Annotated in this window: 20 protein-coding genes, 1 tRNA gene and 2 pseudogenes; 18 read left to right on the top strand and 5 right to left on the bottom strand. The window is 39.0% G+C overall.

Translation table 11 applies throughout. The annotated features are described in order from the left end of the window. The 3 genes and pseudogenes from HXN26_RS04010 to HXN26_RS04000 all read left to right on the top strand — a co-directional run. On the top strand, positions 1-431 hold a 431-nt coding region (locus tag HXN26_RS04010), incomplete at its 5' end, for an integrase core domain-containing protein (protein ID WP_337954475.1). Positions 432-568: 137 nt separating this feature from the next. After that, positions 569-1,408 carry a DUF5991 domain-containing protein gene (locus HXN26_RS04005; protein WP_273158884.1) on the top strand — a complete coding sequence of 280 codons (840 nt, stop codon included), beginning with the start codon at positions 569-571 and terminating at the stop codon, positions 1,406-1,408. Positions 1,409-1,811: 403 nt separating this feature from the next. Continuing rightward, a pseudogene (locus HXN26_RS04000) lies at positions 1,812-2,510 on the top strand (transposase); the annotation flags it as partial. Between the two features lie 727 nt (positions 2,511-3,237). On the opposite strand, the gene HXN26_RS03995 reads toward HXN26_RS04000, so the two are convergent. Further along, on the bottom strand, positions 3,238-3,537 hold the full coding sequence (locus HXN26_RS03995; RefSeq protein ID WP_276655789.1) for an integrase core domain-containing protein: 300 nt from the start codon (positions 3,535-3,537) through the stop codon (positions 3,238-3,240). A gap of 20 nt (positions 3,538-3,557) precedes the next feature. Between HXN26_RS03995 and HXN26_RS03990 the strand changes: the two are divergent. The 5 genes and pseudogenes from HXN26_RS03990 to hemG all read left to right on the top strand — a co-directional run. Next, positions 3,558-3,818: pseudogene (locus HXN26_RS03990) on the top strand (transposase); the annotation flags it as partial. Positions 3,819-4,088: 270 nt separating this feature from the next. Beyond that, complete coding sequence (locus HXN26_RS03985) at positions 4,089-6,161, top strand: TonB-dependent receptor (protein ID WP_273158880.1); 2,073 nt, start codon at positions 4,089-4,091, stop codon at positions 6,159-6,161. Between the two features lie 20 nt (positions 6,162-6,181). Beyond that, a complete protein-coding gene (locus HXN26_RS03980; protein ID WP_273158878.1) occupies positions 6,182-7,405 on the top strand; it encodes an MFS transporter in 1,224 nt (407 codons plus the stop codon). A gap of 2 nt (positions 7,406-7,407) precedes the next feature. Next, positions 7,408-8,772: an oxygen-independent coproporphyrinogen III oxidase gene (gene hemN, locus HXN26_RS03975; RefSeq protein ID WP_273158877.1), complete on the top strand. Its 1,365-nt coding sequence runs from the start codon at positions 7,408-7,410 to the stop codon at positions 8,770-8,772. 19 nt (positions 8,773-8,791) lie between these two features. Then, a complete protein-coding gene (gene hemG / locus HXN26_RS03970) occupies positions 8,792-10,192 on the top strand; it encodes a protoporphyrinogen oxidase (protein ID WP_273158876.1) in 1,401 nt (466 codons plus the stop codon). A gap of 184 nt (positions 10,193-10,376) precedes the next feature. Here hemG and HXN26_RS03965 read toward each other — a convergent pair whose 3' ends face one another. Continuing rightward, positions 10,377-10,622 carry a hypothetical protein gene (locus HXN26_RS03965; RefSeq protein ID WP_273158875.1) on the bottom strand — a complete coding sequence of 82 codons (246 nt, stop codon included), beginning with the start codon at positions 10,620-10,622 and terminating at the stop codon, positions 10,377-10,379. Positions 10,623-10,769: 147 nt separating this feature from the next. After that, positions 10,770-13,556 carry a peptidase associated domain and porin domain-containing protein gene (locus HXN26_RS03960; protein WP_273158873.1) on the bottom strand — a complete coding sequence of 929 codons (2,787 nt, stop codon included), beginning with the start codon at positions 13,554-13,556 and terminating at the stop codon, positions 10,770-10,772. Between the two features lie 259 nt (positions 13,557-13,815). Here HXN26_RS03960 and HXN26_RS03955 point away from each other — a divergent pair, with 259 nt between their 5' ends. The 7 genes from HXN26_RS03955 (at position 13,816) to HXN26_RS03925 (ending at position 20,851) form a co-directional block, all read left to right on the top strand. Continuing rightward, positions 13,816-15,273 carry a right-handed parallel beta-helix repeat-containing protein gene (locus tag HXN26_RS03955; protein ID WP_273158871.1) on the top strand — a complete coding sequence of 486 codons (1,458 nt, stop codon included), beginning with the start codon at positions 13,816-13,818 and terminating at the stop codon, positions 15,271-15,273. A gap of 22 nt (positions 15,274-15,295) precedes the next feature. Continuing rightward, positions 15,296-15,775, top strand: coding sequence for a cytidine deaminase (gene cdd / locus HXN26_RS03950; protein ID WP_273158869.1), 480 nt, complete (start codon positions 15,296-15,298; stop codon positions 15,773-15,775). Between the two features lie 136 nt (positions 15,776-15,911). After that, positions 15,912-16,112 carry a DUF4250 domain-containing protein gene (locus tag HXN26_RS03945; protein WP_025000629.1) on the top strand — a complete coding sequence of 67 codons (201 nt, stop codon included), beginning with the start codon at positions 15,912-15,914 and terminating at the stop codon, positions 16,110-16,112. Positions 16,113-16,677: 565 nt separating this feature from the next. Continuing rightward, on the top strand, positions 16,678-17,850 hold the full coding sequence (locus HXN26_RS03940) for a nucleoside recognition domain-containing protein (RefSeq protein ID WP_273158866.1): 1,173 nt from the start codon (positions 16,678-16,680) through the stop codon (positions 17,848-17,850). 118 nt (positions 17,851-17,968) lie between these two features. Then, positions 17,969-19,489, top strand: coding sequence for a 2,3-bisphosphoglycerate-independent phosphoglycerate mutase (gene gpmI, locus HXN26_RS03935; RefSeq protein WP_273158865.1), 1,521 nt, complete (start codon positions 17,969-17,971; stop codon positions 19,487-19,489). A 71-nt stretch (positions 19,490-19,560) separates the two neighbouring features. Beyond that, complete coding sequence (ung, locus tag HXN26_RS03930) at positions 19,561-20,223, top strand: uracil-DNA glycosylase (protein WP_273158863.1); 663 nt, start codon at positions 19,561-19,563, stop codon at positions 20,221-20,223. Between the two features lie 31 nt (positions 20,224-20,254). After that, a complete protein-coding gene (locus HXN26_RS03925) occupies positions 20,255-20,851 on the top strand; it encodes a DUF3109 family protein (RefSeq protein ID WP_273158861.1) in 597 nt (198 codons plus the stop codon). A 208-nt stretch (positions 20,852-21,059) separates the two neighbouring features. On the opposite strand, the gene HXN26_RS03920 is transcribed toward HXN26_RS03925, so the two are convergent. After that, complete coding sequence (locus HXN26_RS03920; RefSeq protein WP_025000624.1) at positions 21,060-21,500, bottom strand: hypothetical protein; 441 nt, start codon at positions 21,498-21,500, stop codon at positions 21,060-21,062. A 275-nt stretch (positions 21,501-21,775) separates the two neighbouring features. Beyond that, a complete protein-coding gene (gene recO / locus HXN26_RS03915; RefSeq protein WP_025000623.1) occupies positions 21,776-22,501 on the bottom strand; it encodes a DNA repair protein RecO in 726 nt (241 codons plus the stop codon). Positions 22,502-22,615: 114 nt separating this feature from the next. On the opposite strand from recO, the gene HXN26_RS03910 reads away from it, so the two are divergent. The 3 genes from HXN26_RS03910 (at position 22,616) to gyrB (ending at position 25,227) form a co-directional block, all read left to right on the top strand. Continuing rightward, positions 22,616-22,690 (top strand) — tRNA-Glu (locus HXN26_RS03910). A 20-nt stretch (positions 22,691-22,710) separates the two neighbouring features. Continuing rightward, positions 22,711-22,965 (top strand): 30S ribosomal protein S20, encoded by a 255-nt coding sequence (rpsT, locus tag HXN26_RS03905; protein ID WP_025000622.1) that lies wholly within the window; start codon positions 22,711-22,713, stop codon positions 22,963-22,965. Between the two features lie 291 nt (positions 22,966-23,256). Further along, the gene (gyrB, locus tag HXN26_RS03900; RefSeq protein WP_025000621.1) at positions 23,257-25,227 is read left to right on the top strand and encodes a DNA topoisomerase (ATP-hydrolyzing) subunit B; all 1,971 of its coding nucleotides are present in this window, start codon (positions 23,257-23,259) and stop codon (positions 25,225-25,227) included. Positions 25,228-25,305 lie beyond the last annotated feature (78 nt).

Raw genomic sequence — 25,305 nt, 5'->3', positions numbered from 1 at the left:
CAATAGATAAAGCAATTAAGAAGGCAGGAGTTACATTCCAGAATCCTCCTTGTCTGTTATCAGATAATGGACCATGTTATATTGCTTCCTCTCTCAAACAGTATCTCTGTAAGGAATATAATATCAAGCATATCCATGGCAAACCCTTGCATCCTCAGACGCAGGGAAAGATAGAACGATATCACAGATCGATGAAAAATGTGATTAAGCTAAATCATTATTTTTGTCCCTCTGAATTGGAAAATGCTATTGATGGGTGGGTGAAATATTATAATGAGAGAAGGTTTCATGAATCGTTGGATAATCTTACACCCAAAGACGTATATTTAGGGCAAGGGGAGAAAATCAAAAAGATAAGAGAAATAATAAAGCAAAATTCAATTAACAAAAGAATTTTTGATAATAAAACAATGAAATATCAGAGTAAATAACTACATTTGCAGTTGTGCACTTTTATTTGACAACGTACAATTTTAACTCTCAATCAAGTTGACTACTCTTTACGAGGTACAACAAAATATAATACAACAAAAAAATATGTAGTAACACAAATTAGGAGGAATTAATTATGAAATTATTAAATATCTTATTTTTCCTTTTATTCTTCTACTCATGCAGCAATGCACAAAAATGGTATGACATAAAAGACAGCAACAACAATTCCTTTGTTGGAAATTGGGAGCAATTGACAATTACAGACCATGGGGATACCATAATATACCATGCTTGCTTTGATGTAGCACATAAAATATATGTCGATACAATAAAAAAAGAACTCTTTGTGCAGTATGATATGGAAGACACACATTATCCCATAGACACAGTACATTTAGAAGATAATGAGTTCATCATATCTTTTGTCAATAATATTTTCATACCCTTCAGATGTAAGATAATTGACCAGAATAAAGCTTTATGGACATATAAGTATATGGAAGATGGCGAAGTATACCACAATTACTTTACCAACAAGAAAGGATATTTCAAAGAAATAAAGGAAAAGTGTGATGATCAAGAAACCGAAGAAAGCCCCACACCTATCGTAGCCGTCCAAAATCCCAAATGGTTCGGTGACTATGAATATTTCATTTCAGATACCACCGTTGTTCCCTCGCCTTTCATAGAGTACACATTGAGCATCGCGGCTGACCGGTGTGTATTCAGCGGTAATGGGCAAATGACTGCCTTTGAAATCCAATGTAGTGTAAAAAACGAAACGGAAGACAAACTCTCCCTTGATTTTGTCAAATCGCTCTCGGAAGACACACCGATGCCCAATATTGACAGAAGCGTTTCACCCACAGTGAATTTATATCACAAGAAAGGAAAATACTATTTGGAAAGTCCTTATATCAGCAATTCTGAAGGCAAGGAAAATGTAAAAATAGAATGTAGAAAAATAAAATAGATTCTTGATAATCTTCATTGATACTCCGCTCTCTACATCTTGACTTCGCCAAACGCGCATTAGTCTATCACTGTTAATAAAACCCTGAGTATCAAACAGATAACAAATCTCTTCTTATAGCCTTGCAATATGCCTCATATCACCTTGTAAAGTGACTCTAATCACGCGGTAAAATGAGTCACTTTGCGAGGTAATATGAATGAGATTACAAGACAGTCTGAATGATGAAAGCCAGCAGACAGGAAAGAACCGTTAAATATCCATAATCTGTAAGTCTTTTAATCTGTATTCCTTTGACTTTTGAATCCATTTTTCTATATTTGCTTTCAAAGACAACAGACTGCAATTCTTCCTCTTCTTCCCCAGAGCAAGACTGTCTTTCAGCCGACAGAGGAGACTTCAAGAGAAAGCTCTTAAGGCAGATAGGCAACTGAAGACCATAGCAGGTAGATTAGTAAGAGAGCTAGAGCGTAATCTTGGGGGAAGGAAAGGATATGAGAAGATGTTTGAGCTATATTACAGAGTTCTTTCTCAGAATAGGAAGTCAAAGAACAAAGTATATTCTCTGCACGAACCAGATGTAGTTTGCATCAGCAAGGGTAAGGAACATAAGCAATATGAGTTTGGCAATAAAGTATCTATTCTTCGCTCATGGTCAGGACTTATTATTGGTGCATGTTCTTTTAGGAATGAATATGATGGGCATACTATCGAAAAGACATTGGAACAAACCCAAAGGATGACAGGAAAGCAGGTTGATAAGTTAGCAGGAGATAGAGGGTATAGAGGTATAAAGCAGATTGGGCAGACAAAGATACTCATTCCAGACGTTCCTAAAGCTAAAGACAGCTACTACCAAAAGAGAAAGAAACACAAACTATTTTGTAAACGAGCAGGTATAGAACCAACAATAGGACATCTTAAAGCAGACCACCGATTATCTCGCAACTTTTATAAAGGTGTCAAAGGAGATGCTATCAATGTATTATTAGCTGCAGCAGCATATAACTTCAAAAGAGCTATGAGAGTTCTTTTGTACCTTATAAAAAGAATCAGCATAGAGCTTGTCAATACAAGCTTTATGCTGAAATATTGTTTTTAAGGAACGACTATGTAACGTTATTTTTTTCTGTTTATTGCTTACGGCTTTTAATACCCTTATATGGGTAATGAGGAACACCCTTATAAGGGTATTGCCCGTTACCCTTATAAGGGTGTTGGGACATACCCTTGTATGGGTAAGTTCAAACAATCTATATGTGGTTTACTATAGACTTGCAGTTTTAATGTTATACATTCTGTTATTTATCATTATTGTGGCTTGCGTTTGCGTGCCGCATTTGTTTTTAATAACTTCATATATTATATTTCACTTCACTTCTTTTTATAAAGCACGAGACTGTCAGATTTTACATAGAATATTGGTGCGTTGATATTACTAATTCTTATGGAATTCTCTGAATACGGCGTTAAGTTAAGCGTACAGATATCCGCTTCAGATTCACTACTCAATATAATTTGACAGTCTTTCTGGATAAATATATATTTCTGTATGTCTATAATACCAACGGCATTACTAACCTCTACCACTATTCCACCGGTCAAAGGAGTTCGTTTATTCTCAATCCAAAACAGATCAATATTTATAACACTGTCATTGCATTGGAGTGTAGTTGAGAAAACTTCGTTAGTATAGTTGTTTTTATTTGCACAACCAACAAAAACGATTGTAGAGAACAGTAAAAACATGATATTTTTCATAAACCAACAGTTGTTTTATTACCACTACTTGTACGTTGTCAAACAAAAGTGCACAACTGCAAATGTAGTTATTTACTCTGATATTTCATTGTTTTATTATCAAAAATTCTTTTGTTGATTGAATTTTGCTTTATTATTTCTCTTATCTTTTTGATTTTCTCCCCTTGCCCTAAATATACGTCTTTGGGTGTAAGATTATCTAACGATTCATGAAACCTTCTCTCATTATAATATTTCACCCACCCATCGATAGCATTTTCCAATTCAGAGGGACAAAAATAATGATTTAGCTTAATCACATTTTTCATCGATCTGTGATATCGTTCTATCTTTCCCTGCGTCTGAGGATGCAAGGGTTTGCCATGGATATGCTTGATATTATATTCCTAAAGACAGCTACTACCAAAAGAGAAAGAAACACAAGTTATTTTGTAAACGAGCTGGTATAGAGCCAACGATAGGACATCTTAAAGCAGACCACCGATTATCTCGCAACTTTTATAAAGGTGTGAAAGGAGATGCTATCAATGTATTATTAGCTGCAGCAGCATATAACTTCAAAAGAGCTATGAGAGTTCTTTTGGACCTTATAAAAAGAATCAGCATAGAGCTTGTCAATACAAGATTTATGCTGAAATATTGTTTTTAAGGGACGACTATTCTAATTGTTTACACCTTATTATATATAGGCATCTACATTCTATAGTTGTTGGCATTTTGCAAGTGAGCAATAAAACATAGAAAAGTATTAATAAGAATATAACAAAACCATTGGTAAGAATATAACAACCGAAAGTTGAGCACATAGTTATAATCTCACATTTTCAGCAATATTCCTTATAAATTTCCTTATAAATGATGATTGTATGTAAAAAAAGAAAGACGTAACTTTGCACCCACATTAAAAAGAACAAGAGTTATGAAATTTTCTTTCTTACTATGTACAGCACTCTTTCCACTTTGTGCAATGGCAGAAGTAACCGATTCAACAACCACACAACATCACATATTAAAAGAGGTTGTAGTGAATGGGTTTAAACAAGACAACATTAGTAAAGCTCCAATGTCAGTATCTGTGGCAGGGAGTCAGTTTATTAACCACAACGAATTAAATGGCTTACGCGATGTAAGTAGTGTGTTTCCAAATATTTTTATAGCAGATTATGGTGCACGACAAAATACACCTATCTACATTAGAGGTATTGGTTCTAAAACAAATGCCCCTTCTGTTGGACTATATGTTGATGGAATGCCCTATTTTGAACGGTCAGTTGTTGATTTAGATATAGCAGGAATCAACGGAATAGAAATTCTACGCGGACCACAAGGTACATTATATGGACGAAATTCTACAGGCGGACTTATCAATATTTATACCTATTCACCATTAGAATATCAAAACACTATAGCCAAATTGAGTTATGGTTCGCGCAACGATTTACGTTTAGGCTTATCGCATTATCAGAAACTTACACAACGTTTAGGACTTCACGTAGCAGGAAATTATCATAGAAACGATGGATTTTTTCGCAATATAGCAACGGGAGAAAAAGCAGATAATTTGAAAAGTGCCAATGCAGAAATGGGATTAGCATGGCAAGCAGCTCCACTTTGGACAATGCGTTTGAATGTTCTTTTCGATCATTCTACACAAGGTGGTTATCCTTACGGAAAATATAACGCAACCAATAACACGGTAGAATCTGTAAACTACAATCGTTACAGTAGCTATAGACGAAATGTTCTTTCGGCTGGCTTAAATTGGCTTTATAAAGGAGATAAACTCCACTTCAATTCACAAACATCATTCCAATACAGTAAAGATAAACAATATATAGACCAAGATTTTACACCAAAAGACCTCTACTTTGTTATAACAGGACTGAAACAAACTCTCGTAAGCCAAGAGCTTACATTACGTTCGGCAAACAATAATAATCGCTATCATTGGATTATAGGTGCTTTCGGCTTCTACCAAAAATTAAATAATAGTGTTGAAACACAGTTCATAACAAAAGACTTTGCTACTCCTAAGTTCTATAATAATCCTACTTGGGGAGGAGCTATTTACCATCAGTCTACTTATGATATAACAAAAACACTACATGCATCAATAGGATTGAGATACGATTATGAACGAGTAGGCGAAAACTATACAGCAAACAAATATAATCTAAGCACAGGACTTGCAAGTAATGTACAAACAGCAACGTATAAAGACCGCATGCACTTTAGTCAGATAACACCAAAATTTACACTCAGTCAGCAAATTTCTGCCAACAAAATGGTGTATGCTTCTATAGCACGTGGTTATAAAGCTGGTGGTTATAATGTTACTTCTACTACACAGAAACTTCCAGCTTACGATCCAGAATACAATTGGAATTACGAAATTGGAGCAAAGTTGGCTTTCCTTAATGGAACTCTTCAAACAGAAATGAGTTTATTCTACATAGATTGGAAACATCAACAAGTAACAACTACCGTACCTGGTGTAGGAAATATTATTAATAATGCAGGACATTCTAACAGTAAAGGTTTCGAGCTTTCGGCAACTTATCGTCCTATCACAAGCTTAGAATTGCAAGCAAATTATGGTTATACTTATGCGCAATTCCTATATTATAAGAAAAGTGCAACCGTAGATTTTACTGGCAATATGTTACCAATGGTGCCAAAACAAACTATGTCGTTTGTAGCTAATTATACACTTTCTAATGTAGCAGGATTAGATAAACTTATGTTTAATGCTGCACTTACAGGTACTGGAAAAATATATTGGACAGAAGATAACAAGTTAAAACAACCTTTTTATGCGCTTCTCAATCTGAAGATTGCAGCAACAAAGGGACGTTTCACATGGGAAGTTTGGACAAAGAATACAACCAATACACATTATATGAGCTATGCTTTTGTTTCGTCTGCAGCATTTGCTCAACAAGGTAAACCTTTTATGATAGGCACCTCTTTGGTGTTTAAACTTAATCCATAGTATCAGATTATCTTTTCTCTATGAACAAAAAACAAACACAGAAGGTAGCTTATCTGTCTACCTTCTTTAGTCTATATATAGCTCAAGCAGTGCCTATGAGTTTTTTTACTACGGCACTGCAAGTTATTATGCGCGAACAAGCAGTGTCGCTATCCGTTATTGGATTGCTACAAATAATAAAACTGCCATGGATATTAAAAGTGTTTTGGTCGCCAGCAATAGACCGTTATTGTAATACAGTGCGCAACTATAAACGAGCTATTATTGGTGCTGAAATTACTTATGCACTACTTATTTTTATAACAAGCCTCTTCGATTTACATACAATTCTGCCCTCTTATTTCCATATTCTAATAGCAATAATACTTTTGGCTTTGGCAGCTTCAGCCACACAAGATATTGCAACTGATGCTTTAGCTATACGCACATCAACAACCAAACAACGTGGATTACTTAACAGTATGCAATCGATGGGTAGTTTTGGCGGAAGTCTTTTAGGAAGTGGTGTATTACTTATGGTGCTCCATTCGTATGGTTGGAATAGTGTAACACAATGTCTCAGTATTTTTGTTCTTATAGCACTTGTTCCACTATTACTACATAAGAAACTTAGTTTCCAACAAGAAACACAAACAAAACAGCGTGCTACGTGGAAAGACTTTGTACTATTTTTCACGCAAAAAGGCATAGCACGACAAATAGTTTTCTTAGTTCTCTACTATACAGGTATCATTGGCATTATGTCTATACTTAAACCTTTTATGGTAGATTTGGGTTACTCTATGAAAGAAATAGGTTTCCTATGTGGCATTATTGGCATTGGTGCAGCCTTCGTTATGGCATATCCAGCAGGAATTTTGGTGCGTCGTTATGGCTATCAGCGTATGCGGTCTGTATTTGCATTCATAATGTTCCTGGCAACACTCATTTTTGTATTCCTATCTATAAACCAAAATTTCACAACAACTCTAACCTTAACCATTGCTATTGTTGTGTTATGGGGCAGTTATGGTATGGGAACTGTTGTGGTTTACACTTCATCTATGAAACATGTACGAGTGGGAAGAGAAGGTACCGATTTTACAGTTCAAACCGTTATAACTCACTTGATGGGAATTATAATAGCAGTTATAGGCGGTGTCATTGCACATTATGTGGGCTATGCTGGAATGTTTGCTACACAAAGCGCCATTGCATTGGCATCTTTCTTATACACTTTACAAATGAATAAAACAGTGAAATAATAATGAACGAAGCTCTTTTTAAGAAATATAATGTACCTGTTCCTCGTTATACAAGCTATCCGACGGCAAACGAGTTTGAAGCTTTCGATGCACAACGTTATCTGAAAGCTGTAGAAGCATCGAACAATGCAATTGCCGACAATATTTCCTTTTATATACATGTGCCTTTCTGCAGACATCTTTGCCACTATTGCGGCTGTAACTCTGTTGCGATGGCGAAACCTTCACGGGTGGAAGAATATTTCAACACACTACACAAAGAGATTGATTTACTGCTACCTCATTTGCACAAAAATCGCAAGATAAGTCAGATACATTATGGAGGAGGAAGTCCATCGTCAATGCCTTTACACTTTATTCGTTCGCTCAACGAACACCTATTGGAGGCTTTCGACACCATTGAACAACCAGAGATTGCTATTGAATGCCACCCTGGATATCTCGACACAACCGATTGGCAATACTTGCTCGACAGTGGATTTAATCGTTTCAGCTTAGGCATTCAAGATTTTAATGCGAATGTTTTGAACACCGTAAATCGTCGACCATCTATTTTGCCTGTTGAAGATATTATGAATATATTGCGTAAGGGCGGTGCAAAGGTGAACTTCGATTTTATTTATGGTTTGCCCGGACAAACTGTAGCAGAGTTTGTTTCTACTATAGAAGCTGCCATAAAACTACATCCTAACCGCTTAGTAACCTTTAGTTATGCACACCTGCCAAGTATTTTTAAACGACAAATGATATTGGAGAAAGCTGGCTTGCCCCCACAAACCGAAAAACTAAAAATGTTTGAAGAGGCTTCTAAACTTCTTCAGGAGGAGGGCTATTGTGCTATTGGTATGGACCACTTTGTGTTGCCCGACGATGATTTGAATGTGGCTTTACAGCACCAAACTTTGCATAGAAACTTTCAAGGCTATTGTCCACGTCGCATTACAGCACAAGTTTATGCCTTTGGCGTGTCGGGCATCAGTCAGTTAGACGAGGCGTATGCACAAAACACGAAAGATATTTCTGCCTACATTTCGCAAGTAAATGCAAACCAATTGCCCATTACAAAAGGTTACGCTTTGGCGTCGTGGCAGCGCATAACACGCGAAGTAATAGAATGTATTATGTGCAACAACTCTGTGAATTGGAACGATATGGCTAAAAGGTTGCATTGCTCGGTTGATGATATTAAGCAAGCTGTACACTACGATGAGACGCAACTGAAAGAACTTCAGACTGATGGTTTGATTACATTCGATACCAATTCGGTGAAACTAACTAACGATGGTATGACCTTTGTGCGTAATGTTGCTGCTACTTTCGACCCCATGATGCGCAACAATCATAAACTATTTTCAAAACCAGTATAAACTCTTTATTCTTTGCACAATGCAAAACGAAACACAACATATTATAGACACTATTGTTATAGGTGCCGGACTTACAGGACTAACTACTGCACACACGTTGCGAAAGCACGGTAAAGAGGTGGTTGTGTTAGAGAAAACAAATAGGTTTGGCGGACAAATTCAAACTCATCGACAAGATGGTTTCACGTTCGAAAGCGGACCAAACACGGGTGTTGTAAGCTATCCTGAAGTGGCTGAACTATTTAAAGATTTGGAAAAAGAAGGCTGCACACTCGAGGAGGCACACAACGAAGCTAAGCAACGGTGGATATGGAAAGGTAAAAAGTTTTATGCCTTACCATCTAACTTGATTACTGCGATACGCACACCGCTATTCAGTTGGACAGATAAGTTTGGAATATTGCTCGAACCTTTCCGTGCAAAGGGTACCAATCCAAACGAAGATGTGGCATCAATGGTTGTTCGACGACTGGGTAAAAGCTATTTAAACTATGCTGTAGACCCATTTATTTCGGGTGTATATGCTGGCGATCCGCACTCGCTCATTACACGATATGCACTGCCAAAGCTCTACAACTTGGAACAGAACTATGGAAGTTTTATTCGTGGAGGCATAGCCAAAGGAAGGGAAAGGAAGACTGAACGCGACCGATTGGCTACTAAAAAGGTGTTCTCGGCGGTAGGCGGATTGCAACATTTGGTGGACGCTCTGGCACAATCGGTAGGATTTCAGAATATAGTTTTACAAGCCAACAATGTTGTTGTTACACCGCTGGAAGGAATATGGCAGGTGAACTATACCAATACAAGTGGCGAAAAAATAAGTTTGCATAGTAGGCACGTGGTTACAACTGTGGGGGCTTACGAGCTAAAAACTATGTTGCCCTTTGTTGATAACGCCGACATTATGCCTATCTCTGCCCTACACTACGCACCCATTGTGCAAGTTAGCGTGGGATTAACCAATGCGCAAGGTGTTGAAAATAAAGCCTTCGGCGGACTTATTCCTACTTGCGAGCAGCAACAATTGTTGGGTATTCTTTTCCCATCGGCTTGCTTTTCGCATCGTTGTCCTACACAGGGCGCACTCTTTTCGTTCTTCCTCGGTGGGGTGAAACACGCTGAAATGCTTACGAAGAACGATAACGAATTGTGCGAAATAGTAACCAAAGCATTGCCTACTATGCTTCGGTTTCCACACAATATACGCCCTGAGATGATACGAATATTCCGACACGAGCGTGCCATTCCACAGTATGAGCTATCGAGTGGAGAGCGTTTTGCAGCCATTACACGCATTGAACAGAACTATAAGGGCTTAATAATAGGTGGCAATCTGCGCAACGGCATTGGTATGGCAGACCGTATTAGGCAAGCTGTTAATATAGCAATGCAACTTGTAAGGGCAGATGCTAAATAGTGAGAGTTTATATTGTTAAAAACAAAAGTAGCCGTTAGAAGCTCGGCTTATTTTGTTTTATTGCTAAGCATACCTATATATTTCATAACCAAAATGCAGCAAACCACCTTTTAGCAAGAATACGAAAGTTACCAAAGGTTAATGGTATAAAGATAAAACAATATGGGTGCGACGTAACGCCCAATTAAGACGAAACAACAAAACAACAGGCATCTAATAAGTTAGATGTCTGCTGTTTTTTTGCTCTACACAATGGAATTGCTCCGTTATTTCTATGGCGTAGTGTTTGTTCATCAACAATTGCACATTCGTAGATCCATAGATGTACATTCGTAGATCCATAGATGCGCATTCGTAGATCCATAGATGTACATTCGTAGATCCATAGATGCACATTCGTAGATCCATAGATATACATTCGTAGATCCATAGATGTACATTCGTTTCAGTATAGTGTATATACACTGGTAAAACCATTTATCTAACGATAAATAGAGCATAAGCCATAGTGTTGTTGGCAGCAAACCATAGTGCTGCCAACAGAAGGCAATAGTGGTACAGAGCGGAGAGCGGATATTTACTTTTTATTGCCTTTTGCGTCGAAGTGGTAATTGAAGGTTAAGCTAACGTAGTGGTGCAGAAATTCGTTCCACTTTTCGGTACGATTTGTTGAGTTTACGTTAAGTTCATAATAGCGGTTTTGGTTCAGAATATCGTCGAAACTTAATCCAATCCAGTTCTTACTCTTCTTCCAAACATAACGAATGTAGCCCTCCCATATTATGCGGTGGCGGTTCAGAGTCTGCGATAAATAGCCTGTTGTGGCTTTGTCTTGTATTTCGTTGTTTATCTCCCAGCCTTTCCACTTCAGTGTTGCGCGCAATCCGTAGACATATTCAATAGGTGTGTTGTTGTATTGGCTCGCCAGCGAGTATCTGTTTCGTTGCAAATTAATTTCTCCGAAGATGCCAGCCTTCAGCCAATCGCTTTCGTACGACAGTTCGGGATTTGATACGAAAGTAAACATTTTCAGTTGGTTTTGCTCTTGTGCAGCGTGTCCGTTGAAATCGGCAAGATAGCCATACGCTTTCTTGAAATGCGCTTCTGCCTTGTTGGAGAAGTGTATGTAGTCGCCAAAGCTTCGGTCGTAGGTTACTTCAGCGAACCAATCGTTGCCGCTTCGCACGTTTTCGCTGTGGCTACGGTACACGCCTGTTTGTGGGTCGAAGTTATATACAGTAGCAATAGGATTGATAATGTGTGTGTATCCCACTTTAAAGAGGAACATAGCTTGCTGTTTTGTCGCTGTGGCAGCATAGTTTAACGAGGTTGTATGCTGATGACTGCGATGCAATAGAGGGTTTCCTTCTACTATCCAGAATGGGTCGGTGTCGTCGCGATAGCCCAATGTAGCCAGCAGGTCGGGCAGCTTTGTTGTGTAGTTGAATGCAATATCGAAGCGATTATTCTTGTTCAACTTCCATTTAACAGCCATTCCCGGCATAAAGGTATTACTATTGCGGTGTGCCACAGTGTCTAATCTACCACGCTGATAGTTCAGTTGTTCCCAATCGAAATTATAGTCTACGGTAGGAATAAACTGCCAATTGCCCACCTTGTAAGTTATACCAAGCGTACTTGTGGCATTGGTTTCTAAGTGTTTACTTCGATAGCTGTTGGCTACATCGAGCACACTCTCAGGGTCGCTTTCTATTTTCGAAGCAATGGGCGAACTGTAAAAGCTCTGCCGAATGTTATTGTTACTAGCCTTAAATTGCTCTGCTGCGGTTAGCATAAGAGCATCGTTTATGTGGTATTCCAATGCAGCCTTTCCGCTTGCCTCTATGTTATGATAGGGCGCGCGGCTGTATTGATAGAGTGGCGAAGATGTTCCTTTGTTTATATACTCCAGCTCGCGATGAGCATCGAAGCGGTTGTTGCCGTTCTGGTATTCCATTTCGGCATTGATTTCCAACTGTGCTTTCTTGGCAATGAAGTGTTTCCAGATACCTTCGAGTTTAATTCCTCCACCTTCGTTTATTTGTTGCTGGTACGAACGTTCTCGGTTTATAATGTGCCGATAGACTGCATCGCCGTGCCCTGCGCTTAGTGCTAAGTCTAAAGGAAAGTCTCCGTAAGGTTTCGTATCGGTGTCGAAGCGTGCGCTACCTGTCTCTGTATTGTTTCGTTGCAATGTGTAATTGAAAATTAAGTGTGCTGCAGCGATGTTATTTCTATCTACAAACGACAGCAATTCGGCACGCACTTCGGGCGCTATTTCATGGTTATAGTGTTTCTTTCGGTTGAGGCTCCACGTTGTTACATTGTTTGGCGAGAAGTATTGTGCGGCTTCGTAGTCGGTTCCCCAACCATCTTTGTGATTGAAGTTAGAAGAAAGTGCAACAAAGTGATATTCGTTGGCTATTGCTTTCCAGTTGTGCTGATAGCCTAAGGCTGCATTCTGTGCCTTGCCGAAATAGTCGAAGTCGCCACTTTCCCACCAGCTTGTACCTACTTTCTGATATCGGTTTACATTGTTAGCATCGAATTGGAACATAATAGGATTTTTATCGCTGAGCTTTGAAGAACTTATGGAGGCCTCGTAGTTCTTGGGCGATTGTAGCTTTGCCTTTATGTCGCCATACCATTTATCCATAAAGCCCGCCTTTATTTTAATGTCCAACACTTGGTCTTCCTTCCCGTCGTCTTTGCCCGAATGTTTGGCAAAGTCGCTCGCTTTGTTGTAGCTTTTAATGTTCTGAACAGCTTCTGCAGGCAGGTCGGCAACGATTCCGCTTCCTCCGAATATATCGTGTCCGTTCATTTGGAGGCGCAAAGGTTTGTCGTTCCAGTAGAGTTTGCCGTCCTTTTTCGTTACGCCTGGCAGCTTTTCTATGAGTTCTTTCAGTCGTGCACCTTCGGTTAGCTTGAATGCAGCAGGGTTAAACACAATCGTATCGCCTTGTATGGTGAAACGTTTTGCCTTTGCCGACACCATCACTTCATCGAGTACAACGTCTGACGGTTGCAGTCTGAACTCCCCTAACTTTATGGTATCGGCAGTCGAACCGCTTCCACAGTAACCTCTCTTCTTGGTATCGTGGTAGCCTAAGAGACTCACCGTAACCGTTAGTCTCCCTTCAGAGGAGCACTGATTGCTGAAATTGCCCAACGAGTCGGTAGTGGTAGTGATGGTATGAATGGATCCACCCATCTTGCACTCCATCCGTACTGACGCCATTGCCAACGGTTCGCCCGTCTTGTCGTCTACAGCTTTACCCGTAACAATATCTGCACTTACCATCATTGGTATGCTCACCAATAAGGTAAGTATAAGGCTAAATAAACATTTCTTTTGTTTCATAGATGCTGCGTTGTTTATTATTAGATTGGTTTTATCGTTATAATATGTTGCAAATGTAATACTTTATTTTGACATTAAAGCATTTACCCCCCCCTATTTATTAAAATATTTTAACTCTTGAGCTGCGCTTTTGGAGAGCGAAAGCAGCAGTACAGATTTTTAAAAGCACTTTTGCACCGTGAGTACAGACTATCGCACGTTTGCTTGTATTTTTATTATAATAATGTAATAAGTAGTGTTTTTCAGCGTTATAATACCGATGGAGAAGTTTAGAATACTTGCATATATGTTGCTGTTGGCTGTTGTCGGATTGGTAACGGCTTGCAACGACGACGATACATTTACAACGTCGGTAAATAATAGGCTGGCATTTTCAGCAGATACGGTACGTCTTGATACTACATTTTCGAAGGTTCCAACCCCTACAAAGACCTTTTGGGTCTACAATAAGTCAGGAGATGGCATTCGTCTTTCCAATGTTCGGTTGGCACAAGGCAATCAAACAGGTTTCCGTGTAAATGTAGATGGTATCTACTTGGGGCAGACAAATGGTTATCAGGTAAACGGACTTGAAGTGCGAAATAAGGATAGCATTCGTGTGTTCGTAGAACTTACGACGCCTAAGAATGGTAAAAACGATCCGCAACTGGTGGAGGACGACCTTGTGTTTACACTCGAAAGTTCGGTGCAACAGAAGGTAAACCTAAGAGCTTATAGCTGGGATGCCGAACTATTGCAGAATATTGAAGTGAAGCATGATACAATAATACAAAGCACAAAGCCCATTGTGGTGAAGGGAGGTATCAAGGTTTATGAAGGCGCAACGCTTACAATAGGCGCTGGAACAACCCTTTACTTTGCAAATAAAGCAGGCATTGACGTGCACGGACAGCTGAAAATAGCAGGTACAAAAGACAAAATAGTTACGCTAAGAGGCGATCGTCTCGATTATATGTTCGACTATTTGCCTTACGATCGCGTTAGCGGACAGTGGCAAGGCATACATTTCAACACATCAAGTTACGACAATGAAATAGAGTTTGCAGATATCCATTCTACTTATAATGGTATTGTATGCGACTCTTCAAGTGTCGATCGTACTACACTTTCGCTTCGTCGAAGCACGATTCATAACTGTCAAGGATATGGTTTGCTGGCTACCAACTGCAAAATAGATGTCAGCAATAGCCAGATAACAAATACATTGAAAGACTGTGCAGCTTTCTTTGGCGGTATTATAACACTGAGTCATTGCACCCTTGCGCAGTTTTATCCATTCGATGGAAATCGTGGGGCAGCCCTAAGGTTTGGAAATAGCAGCGATGGAAAGCAGTATACACTCCATCAATTCCATGTTTTCAACACCTTGATAACGGGTTATGCCGCCGACGTAATTATGGGAGCATTTACCGATGAAACCGCTTATAACTTCAAATTTGACCATAGTATCTTGCGCACAATAAAGCCAACGGAAATCGATGCAACCAAATACATCGACGTAGTGTGGGAAGAAGCCACCGACACTGTGCAGTCGGGAGAGAAGCATTTCCGCAAGATCGATGGTGATAAGCAGGCATACGATTTCCATCTTTCAGAAAAATCGAAGGCTCGTGATATAGGAATTACACTCCCCAATGGGCTTAGTACTACCGATCATGATGGGTTTACACGAGATGCAAAACCCGATGTTGGGTGCTATGAGTACAGACCCGAATAAGCGAAAGAACATAAAATAACGTATGAAGCAAATCAATATCAACATACAAATAAGTGTTTGCCAACCAGAAGAATTGTCGGCTGACGAGCAAGCGCTTATAAAATCGGCCATCGAAGCCACCAAAAATAGTTATTCGCCATACAGCCATTTTTGTGTAGGAGCAGCCTTATTGTTAGAAAATGACGAAGTTGTGATAGGGGCAAATCAAGAAAATGCGGCCTATCCATCAGGACTCTGTGCAGAGCGGTCGGCTATATTTGCAGCGCAAAGCACACACCCAGACCAACCCATAAAGGCATTAGCCATTGCTGCACGCAATGGAGGAGGACTGATGAAACTACCTATTGTGCCTTGCGGATCGTGCCGACAGGTGGTGTTAGAGGTAGAAGACCGATACAAAAAGCCTGTTCGTATCTTGCTTTATGGTACAGAAGGAGTTTATGTAATCAATACGATTAAAGACCTACTGCCCCTGCAGTTCGTTAGCGAATCGATGAAATAACCCTATAATGCCCTAAATCTGGCATTGCCAGTTGGGGCATTTTTCAATACCCTTATATTATACGAAGGCTGCAAAATCAGACTTTAGACTATTTTGTTGCCTTTCTTTTAAAATCCACAATATATTATTTTGTTTTATGGAAAAGTTACCCAACGACCCTGCAATCCTCGTTAGTGCAGTGAATATGCTGTTGCGCGATGGAGAATTTGATACATTATCATCGCTCTGCAATAGTTTCAATGAAAATATAGAAGACCTGAAAAAGCGGCTACACGCAGCTGGTTTTGTTTATAGCGAAACGCAAAAGCAAATCAGGCCCATCGGCTTTGATGAATAAAAAGTAGGTGCTGAGGATTTTCTTTTCGTGTAGCCTACATCGTTAAAATAGCTCTATACGTATGACAGGTAATACATATTTTGTCCTCATATAATAGATCTAATAGGTATATAAAACCGCTTTGATTTGTCAAGAAAACTGCAAGTAAAAAACGATGCTTGCGGTTTTATGTTGCAAAAGAGCCTGTTTTGCGTTGCAATATAGGCACTTTTATCGTGTAAAACAGGCTCTTTTGCAATGTAAAACAATGGGTATTGCAATTCGTTGATAACCAATTTGTTGCACCGTTTGGCAGGTTTGGCGAAATCTTTACATTTATATTGTCCTCTGTTCTTCTATATTTTCAACACTTAATAACCTATAATGCGATTTTTTTGTTTAAACCATAAGATAAGATTGTTGTAAATGGCAGGCATTAGGATAACCTTATGAGCGTATTCTTACGAGGCTTATAGCATAAGTTAATCGTACTTTAAATATTTTTCAATTTTTAGTTTTGTAATTGTGAAAAATATAGTAATTTTACGCCCGAAATTTTAAACCTGTGATATAATCCTAAACGAAAATGGAACAAAACCAACAGAACAACACGACTAAAAAGTCGAAGCAGATATTGCCAAAAGGTATAGTATGTCTGCTAATTATTTTTGCTTTATTCGGCGGCATCGGCTGGGTAATGGGAGTAGCGCCTATGCTTAACACCATTATGCATACGGCACACGATTTGTTATTAAACACTTGTTTCTACCTAATGGCTATCTGTGTGCTAACAGGAGCATTAGGAAAGCTCCTTGTAGAGTTTGGTGTTGTAGACCTAATCGAGAAGGTTTTGCGTCCACTTATGCGTCCGTTGTTCAACCTTCCTGGTGTTGCTTCGCTGGGAGCTATACTTACTTTTCTCTCAGACAACCCTGCTATCATTACGTTAGCGCAGGATAAGCACTTCAGTGGCTACTTCAAGAAGTTCCAATACATATCACTTACCAACTTCGGAACAGCCTTCGGTATGGGCCTTATCGTAATTGTGTTCATGCTTGGACAAGGCTATTTCGCTGAACCATTGATTGGTTTTATAGGCGCTTGCTTTGGTTGTGTTGTATCAACACGTTGCATGCAGCACTTCGTATTGAAGTCTTATCCACAGTATCGTATTGAAAATGCACTCGATTCAGAGAAGTTTGAAAATCAAGTAGAACGCCCGCAGCACGAAGAAGAGAAGTCTGTCTTCTTGCGTACACTTAACTCTTTGCTTGACGGAGGAAAGTCGGGAGTAGAGGTAGGTATGGCTATCATTCCTGGTGTGCTTATCATTTCTACTCTTGTAATGATACTTACGTTCGGTCCAAGCAAGACTGGCGAGTTCACCGGAGCTGCTTATGAAGGTATTGCGGTATTGCCAAAGGCCGCCAATTACCTCGGTTGGCTGTTGGAACCATTATTCGGTTTCTCTGACCCACACCAGATAGCATTCCCTATTACAGCGCTGGGTGCAGTAGGAGCAGCCCTAAGTCTTGTTCCAAATTTCCTATCTCAAGGTTGGATAGATGGTAATGCAATCGCTGTATTTACAGGTATCGGTATGTGCTGGAGCGGTTTCTTAAGCACCCATACAGCGATGCTTGATACAATTGGATACCGCGAACTTACCTCAAAGGCCATACTTTCTCATACAATTGGAGGTCTGGTTGCAGCATTAGTAGCACACTGGGGCTATTTGCTCTATACTGTTGTTGTCTAAAATAGTAGCACTGAATATCCAAAAAAGTGAGTAGAATGCTGAGATTGTTTTGTGCTTTCTAAGTTTTTTCTTACCTTTGCATCAAGTAAAAATAGGTATTTAAGGAATAAAAATCATTATGGCAAAAAAAGCACTTCTGATGATTCTCGATGGTTGGGGTCTCGGAAAACATGGTAGAGGAGATGTTATTTACAATACACCAACACCTTATTTGGACTATCTAAATGCAGTTTCTTCTCACTCACAGTTAGAAGCTTCGGGTGAAAACGTAGGTCTGCCAGATGGACAAATGGGTAACTCGGAGGTAGGGCACCTTAATATTGGTGCAGGACGAATAGTATATCAAGACTTAGTAAAGATAAATAAAGCGTGCCAAAGCGGTGATATTTTGAAGAATCAAGAAATCATTAACGCTTACAGTTATGCACAAAAGACTGGTAAAAAGCTCCATTTGATGGGTTTAACATCTAACGGTGGCGTACACTCATCATTGGAACATCTTCATAAACTAATCGAAATTGGTAAGGAATACGGTCTGAAGGACGTTTACGTACATTGCTTTATGGACGGCCGCGATACCGATCCGAAGAGCGGTGCAGGCTTTGTTGCAGACATACAGAAGGTATGTGATGCCAACGGAGCGCATATAGCATCTGTTGTTGGACGCTTTTATGCAATGGATCGCGATAAGCGTTGGGAGCGTGTAAAAGAAGCTTACGACCTAATTGTTGACGCAAAAGGAAAGCAAGCTACCGATATGGTGAAAGCAGTAGAAGAAAGTTATGCAGAAGGAGTAACCGATGAGTTCATCAAACCAATTACAAATGCAAACGTAAACGGAACTATTGGTGAAGGCGATGTTGTTATTTTCTTCAACTATCGTAACGACCGCGCAAAGGAACTTACCTATGTTCTTACACAAGAAGACTTGTCTGAGCAGGGTATGCACACCATAAAGGATTTGCAATACTATTGTATGACCCCATACGATGCAAGCTTTGAAGGTGTTCACATACTATTCCCAAAAGAGAATGTTACCATGACACTTGGTGAATACCTAAGTGTGAAAGGCAAAAAGCAGTTACATACGGCTGAAACAGAAAAGTATGCGCACGTTACATTCTTCTTTAATGGTGGTAGAGAAGAACCTTATGAAAGCGAAGATCGTATCTTGGTGGCATCGCCAAAGGTGGCTACTTACGACCTAAAGCCAGAGATGAGTGCTTATGTTGTAAAGGATAAACTGGTTGAAGCCATCAATACAGGGAAGTACGACTTCATTGTTGTGAACTTTGCTAACGGCGATATGGTTGGTCATACAGGCGTTATGAATGCGATTGCAAAGGCTGTTCATGCTGTAGACAATTGTGTTAAGGACGTTATCGAAGCTGCAAAGGCAAACGATTATGAGGCTATCATCATCGCAGATCATGGTAATGCAGATAATGCACTAAACGAAGATGGATCGCCAAATACGGCACACTCATTGAATCCAGTACCATTTATCTACGTTACTGATAATAATTCTGCACGTGTAAAGTCTGGACGTTTGGCTGATGTTGCGCCTTCTATTCTTCATATTATGGGCTTAGAACAGCCTGAAGAGATGACAGGCGAATGCTTGATAGAAGATAAATAAAGATAAAAACAATGGTTTAGCCCTATCAAACTTATGCTTGATAGGGCTGAATTGTATCTAAGAATATGTTTATGGTAGATATTGAAGCTTCTTGGAAACAGCATTTGGAGGGTGAGTTTGTAAAGCCTTACTTTGCTCAACTCACCGAAAGTGTACGCAATGAATATAAGAATGGCTTGTGCTTTCCGCCAGCTAAACTGGTTTTCAATGCTTTTAATCTTTGTCCGTTCGATAAGGTGAAGGTGGTTATTCTTGGTCAAGATCCTTATCATGAGCAGGGACAAGCAATGGGTTTGAGCTTTTCTGTGCCTGAAGGAATAATGCTTCCGCCATCTCTCCAAAACATTTATAAAGAGATACAAAGCGACCTTGGGAAACCTATACCTACATCGGGCGACTTGACACGTTGGGCAAAACAAGGAGTGTTGTTACTCAATGCAACATTAACGGTGCGTGCTCATGCAGCCAATAGTCATCAAGCATTGGGTTGGCAGAACTTTACCGATGCTGCAATAGCAGCATTAAGTAATCGTCGTGAGCATGTTGTGTTTATGCTTTGGGGTGGTTTTGCCCGTTCAAAAAAGCGCTTGATAGATACCAATCGCCATTTTATTATAGAGTCAGTGCATCCTTCTCCGCTGTCAGCAAATAGAGGAGGCTGGTTCGGTCAGCACCAATTCTCACGTTGCAATGCTTATTTAAAACAACTGGGATTGGACGAAATAGATTGGTAAATCCATATTTGGGAAAGAGAAAAGGAAAGAAATGAGCGATAAGAAGATGATACCTATCTTGCAGGTTGGCGATGTTTTGGTTTCACCAGACATTATAACGGAGAAGTTCTGTTGCGATCTGGACGCTTGTAAAGGTATCTGTTGTGTGGAAGGAGATGCTGGTGCGCCAGTTTCTATGGAGGAAATTGCAGCCATAGAAGATGTTGTTGATACTGTTTGGTGCGATCTAAGTGCTTCTGCTCAAGCTGTAATCGATAAGCAAGGTGTTGCTTATAACGATAGAGAAGGAGAGTTAGTAACCAGCATTGTGCATGGAAAAGACTGCGTTTTTACCTTTTATGATAAAGAATGTTGCCTATGTGCGCTGGAACGTTCGTATCGTGAAGGGAAGACAAACTTTGTAAAACCTATTTCGTGCGCCCTTTATCCAATTCGCGTAAAAGAGTTTGGTAATAATCTTGTAGGTCTGAATTATCATCGTTGGGACATTTGCAAAGATGCCGTAAAGAAGGGTAGGGAGCTCAATTTGCCTATTTATAAATTTTTAAAAGGTCCGCTTATTCGTCGTTTTGGCGAAGAATGGTATGCTGAATTAGAGGCAGTTGCTGAACAATTGTTAAAAGACTAACGCTCGAAATTGCTTCTCGCTTTTTAAGAAAGTAGTTTTTAAAGAAGAAAACGCAATTACATTTTGTGTAGAACGTAAATGTGTTGTCTTTATTTTATAGCTATCTCTTTTCAAAGGTGGTAGTTGTTCTTTTATGTGCTGTTATCGCAGTTGTTATGTAAAACACCTTTTCTCGGATAAAAGTAAAATAGTTGAAAAGACTTTTTTCTTATTTCTTAGTTTCCTTTATTTCTGCATTTAAGTATTCACGACTAACTGCAAGTTGGATAGTTGGGCGGGTTGTAAAGCTTTGGGGTTTCTTTTCTTTTACTTCATAACCTAAGATAAGCTCGCCGGTACCATTCTTCTTTAGTGATATGTTGATAATTTCTGGTGATTTGTTGCTTTCTGATAAGACTTTTGCAACGACGAAATCTTTGCTAAAATCAATCTTTGTAGGTTCACCATCTTTGCCCATAAAGGCACTTTCACCAAAGTAATGGTTAAATTCTTCTTGTGTTGTTAGCTTCAGTAATTGGTCGCCTTCTGGCGCATCATTCTTATAAAAATAATTTTGGAGTACTGTGAATTGTATGATATCCTTTTCTGTTGAGCATGAACTTGCCATTATTGTAAGGCATGAAATGACGATAAATATAATTTTCTTCATATCGCTTGATATTTACTAAGTCTAATTTTAAAGCAAAGATACGACTTTTTTTCGTACAATTGTATTTGTCTTGTTAAATAGGAATAATTTAAATGCAGTTTGTTAAGACGATGGAAGAGGATAGAGAAAAATGGAATGACGCTCAAAGCCAATTTTAAAAGTAGTATTAGAATCTACTTAGTCGGAGTAAAATCAACATGAAATGAATGTAAGAAAATCTCTCAATGGTGCATTGGAAATACAGAAAATGTAATCTTTAGAATTGAAGAAGCTTATTAAGAAAAAACTTCTCGTAGGATATCGAAGCTTTGTAGCTCAGGCATATTAGGGATGTGGAGACGATAATAATGTAAGGCAAGCTCCGTAATTCGATTACGTTCGTTGTGCGAGAGTTTGAAAAGTTTCATTGTTTCAAAGTTCATTCGCATTAGTGTATACATGTGTTCAGCATCTTTTGCGTTTAAAAAGTCAGAATGAAGAGGTGCTGATATAGTAAAACAACCATTGCGAAGGTCGAAGAAACAACCCTCCGTGAATTCTTCAAGGAAGGGTTGAAAGCCAAGAAATCTACTCAAGCGCATCATAAAAACAAGATGGAAGTTTGCAAAATCAACACAAGCGCTGTCATACCATTCCAAGCTTGTACTTATATAATTAAATAATGTAGAGTTCTCTTGCTCATCGCGTGTCGTATAAAATAAGAATTCTGCAAGGAAAAGCAGTACGCTCGACTTTATAGGTTCAAAAGGAATAGACGAATAAGGTTGCGCTATTCTCACATCTTTAATATGCTGCAAGCTACTTTTTTGCCTGAAATCGTATTCAAACTCAAGCAAGGTCATGGGTTGGAAATATTGTTTCTTAATTTTTCCTTTCGATGTTTTAGGAATGCGTACAACAAAAGAAACACGTCCCGATAGTTCTGTTAGAACATCAACAATTAATGATGATTCGCCAAAACGAATGCTACGCAGTACTATTCCTCTTGTTTTCGTTACCATAAACCTATTTCTTAATACAAAGATACAAAAAACGCAATAGAAAGAAAAATATATTCAAGAAAATTTGGACGATTAAAATAAAACTGCTACCTTTGCACCCGCAAAACAAAAGATGGTCTCTTCGTCTATCGGTTAGGACACAAGATTTTCATTCTTGTAAGAGGGGTTCGATTCCCCTAGAGACTACCAAATAAAAATAAGAAGTAAAGATGGCAAATCACAAATCATCACTTAAAAGAATCCGCCAAGACAAGGTGAAGACTTTGCACAATAGATATTACGCTAAGACAATGCGTAACGCTGTTCGCAAGTTCCGTAACATCTCTGATAAGGAAGAGGCTGTTAAGTTGTATCCAACCCTACAGAAGATGCTTGATAAACTTGCTAAAACAAATATTATTCATAAGAATAAGGCTGCAAACTTGAAATCTGGTCTTTGCCAGCATATCGCTGCGCTCGGATAAGACATTGTAAAGTCATAGCAAATAAAGAATAATGAAAGGTTACAATCTGCTAAAGATTGTAACCTTTTGCGTTTTATAAGCTTATGGTATCTAAGAAACAATTATTTATTTCTTCGTTTCTAATACTATACAAATACCCCTAATTAAACTTTTTTTCGTATAAAACGTTACTTTAAATAAGGTATTTTTTGTATCTTTGCAAGTAGATAGCCTTTAGGCTATATAATATCCCAAATAGCGTTAATACGCTTTTAGGCTATCAAAAAAGAATAAGCAGATTCAAAAAATAAAATGGCAGATAACTTAGGAAACGAGAACAACTACTCGGCCAGTAATATTCAAGTTCTTGAAGGACTTGAAGCAGTGCGTAAGCGCCCTGCAATGTATATTGGCGATATAAGTGAAAAAGGACTTCATCATCTCATCAATGAGACAGTAGATAACTCTATTGATGAAGCTATGGCTGGCTATTGTAGCCATATAGAAGTAACAATTAACGAAGATAACTCAGTAACAGTTGAAGATGATGGTCGTGGTATTCCTGTAGACGAACACGAGAAATTGCACAAGAGTGCGCTCGAAGTAGTTATGACAGTGCTTCACGCTGGTGGTAAGTTCGATAAAGGCTCATATAAAGTCAGCGGTGGTCTGCATGGAGTAGGTGTTAGTTGTGTGAATGCATTATCTTCACACATGAAATCTCAAGTGTTCCGTGATGGAAAAATCTACCAGCAAGAATACAAGCAAGGAAAACCACTATATTCTGTGAAGATTGTTGGCGACACTGATAAGACAGGTACGCGTCAACAATTTTGGCCCGATCCTACAATTTTCACAACAACAGTCTATCAATGGGATATAGTAGCGCGTCGTATGCGAGAACTTGCATTTTTGAATGCAGGTATAAAAATAACATTAACCGATTTGCGTCCAGATGAAAATGGAAAGACTCGACAAGAAGTTTTCCATGCAAAAGATGGATTAAAAGAGTTTGTAAGATACGTAGATCGTCATCGTACACATCTTTTCGATGATGTTATATACTTGAAAACTGAAAAACAAGGCATTCCTATTGAGGTTGCTGTTATGTATAATACGGATTACAACGAGAACATACACTCGTATGTAAACAATATCAATACGATTGAAGGAGGAACTCACCTTACTGGATTCCGTGCGGCATTGACACGTACATTGAAATCGTATGCTGATAATGAACCACAAATCGCAAAGCAAATAGAGAAAGCAAAAATAGAAATTACAGGTGAAGACTTCCGCGAAGGTCTTACTGCAGTTATTTCTATCAAGGTTGCTGAACCACAATTTGAAGGACAAACAAAGACAAAGCTTGGAAATAGCGAAGTGTCTGGTGCAGTTCAACAAGCCGTAGGTGAAGCGCTTTCATATTATTTGGAGGAAAATCCTGCAGAGGCAAAACTTATTTGCGATAAGGTTATTCTTGCAGCTACGGCTCGTATTGCAGCTCGAAAGGCACGTGAAAGTGTTCAGCGCAAGAATGTTATGACAGGTGGTGGATTACCTGGAAAGTTAGCAGACTGTTCTAATAAAGACCCGAAGGAATGTGAAATATTCCTTGTTGAGGGTGACTCTGCAGGAGGTTCTGCTAAACAAGGACGTGATAGATATACACAAGCTATTCTTCCTTTACGAGGAAAAATCTTAAATGTAGAGAAAGTTCAGCGTCACAGAGTGTTTGAAGCAGAATCTGTAATGAACATTATTCAATCGATTGGTGTTCGTTTTGGAGTTGAAGGTGAATCAGATTTCGAAGCTAATACAGATAAGTTACGCTACGATAAGATTATCATCATGACCGACGCTGATGTCGATGGTTCTCATATCGACACTCTTATCATGACACTTTTCTATCGTTATATGCCACGCGTTATTGAAGAAGGACATTTATATATTGCTACTCCGCCTTTGTATAAGTGTACTTATAAGAAGGTGAGCGAATATTGCTATACCGAGCAGCAACGCCTCCAATTCCTTCAGAAATACGCTGGAGGTGATGAAGATAATAAGGCTGTTCATACACAACGATACAAAGGTTTGGGTGAAATGAACCCTGAACAGCTTTGGGAAACAACAATGGACCCCAAAACACGTCTCCTAAAACAAGTAACTATCGAGAATGCTTCTACTGCAGACGAGATGTTCTCTATGTTGATGGGTGATGATGTAGAGCCACGTCGTGAGTTCATAGAACAGAATGCAACCTATGCAAATATTGATGCTTAGTATTGTTATTCAGCTTAAAGGAATTGCTTAATCTACGAACTTTCACTATTTTTTGCTTCTGCAGAAGAAGTGAATGCT

The organism is Prevotella aurantiaca (assembly GCF_015262605.1).
In the GTDB taxonomy this organism is placed as follows: Bacteria; Bacteroidota; Bacteroidia; order Bacteroidales; family Bacteroidaceae; genus Prevotella; species Prevotella aurantiaca.
The sequence above is the reverse complement of the archived record's forward strand: the minus strand, read 5'-3'. Positions and strand labels throughout refer to the sequence as shown.

What these genes read in the sequence shown, in the direction of transcription:
- HXN26_RS04005 (WP_273158884.1), top strand. Translation starts at nt 569, where the DNA reads ATGAAATTATTAAATATCTTATTTTTCCTTTTATTCTTCTACTCATGC.
- gyrB (WP_025000621.1), top strand. Translation starts at nt 23,257, where the DNA reads ATGGCAGATAACTTAGGAAACGAGAACAACTACTCGGCCAGTAATATT.
- ung (WP_273158863.1), top strand. Translation starts at nt 19,561, where the DNA reads ATGGTAGATATTGAAGCTTCTTGGAAACAGCATTTGGAGGGTGAGTTT.
- HXN26_RS03985 (WP_273158880.1), top strand. Translation starts at nt 4,089, where the DNA reads ATGAAATTTTCTTTCTTACTATGTACAGCACTCTTTCCACTTTGTGCA.
- cdd (WP_273158869.1), top strand. Translation starts at nt 15,296, where the DNA reads ATGAAGCAAATCAATATCAACATACAAATAAGTGTTTGCCAACCAGAA.
- hemN (WP_273158877.1), top strand. Translation starts at nt 7,408, where the DNA reads ATGAACGAAGCTCTTTTTAAGAAATATAATGTACCTGTTCCTCGTTAT.
- gpmI (WP_273158865.1), top strand. Translation starts at nt 17,969, where the DNA reads ATGGCAAAAAAAGCACTTCTGATGATTCTCGATGGTTGGGGTCTCGGA.
- HXN26_RS03940 (WP_273158866.1), top strand. Translation starts at nt 16,678, where the DNA reads ATGGAACAAAACCAACAGAACAACACGACTAAAAAGTCGAAGCAGATA.
- hemG (WP_273158876.1), top strand. Translation starts at nt 8,792, where the DNA reads ATGCAAAACGAAACACAACATATTATAGACACTATTGTTATAGGTGCC.
- HXN26_RS03945 (WP_025000629.1), top strand. Translation starts at nt 15,912, where the DNA reads ATGGAAAAGTTACCCAACGACCCTGCAATCCTCGTTAGTGCAGTGAAT.
- HXN26_RS03965 (WP_273158875.1), bottom strand. Translation starts at nt 10,622, where the DNA reads ATGGATCTACGAATGTATATCTATGGATCTACGAATGTGCATCTATGG.
- HXN26_RS03925 (WP_273158861.1), top strand. Translation starts at nt 20,255, where the DNA reads ATGAGCGATAAGAAGATGATACCTATCTTGCAGGTTGGCGATGTTTTG.
- recO (WP_025000623.1), bottom strand. Translation starts at nt 22,501, where the DNA reads ATGGTAACGAAAACAAGAGGAATAGTACTGCGTAGCATTCGTTTTGGC.
- rpsT (WP_025000622.1), top strand. Translation starts at nt 22,711, where the DNA reads ATGGCAAATCACAAATCATCACTTAAAAGAATCCGCCAAGACAAGGTG.
- HXN26_RS03920 (WP_025000624.1), bottom strand. Translation starts at nt 21,500, where the DNA reads ATGAAGAAAATTATATTTATCGTCATTTCATGCCTTACAATAATGGCA.
- HXN26_RS03980 (WP_273158878.1), top strand. Translation starts at nt 6,182, where the DNA reads ATGAACAAAAAACAAACACAGAAGGTAGCTTATCTGTCTACCTTCTTT.
- HXN26_RS03955 (WP_273158871.1), top strand. Translation starts at nt 13,816, where the DNA reads ATGGAGAAGTTTAGAATACTTGCATATATGTTGCTGTTGGCTGTTGTC.
- HXN26_RS03960 (WP_273158873.1), bottom strand. Translation starts at nt 13,556, where the DNA reads ATGAAACAAAAGAAATGTTTATTTAGCCTTATACTTACCTTATTGGTG.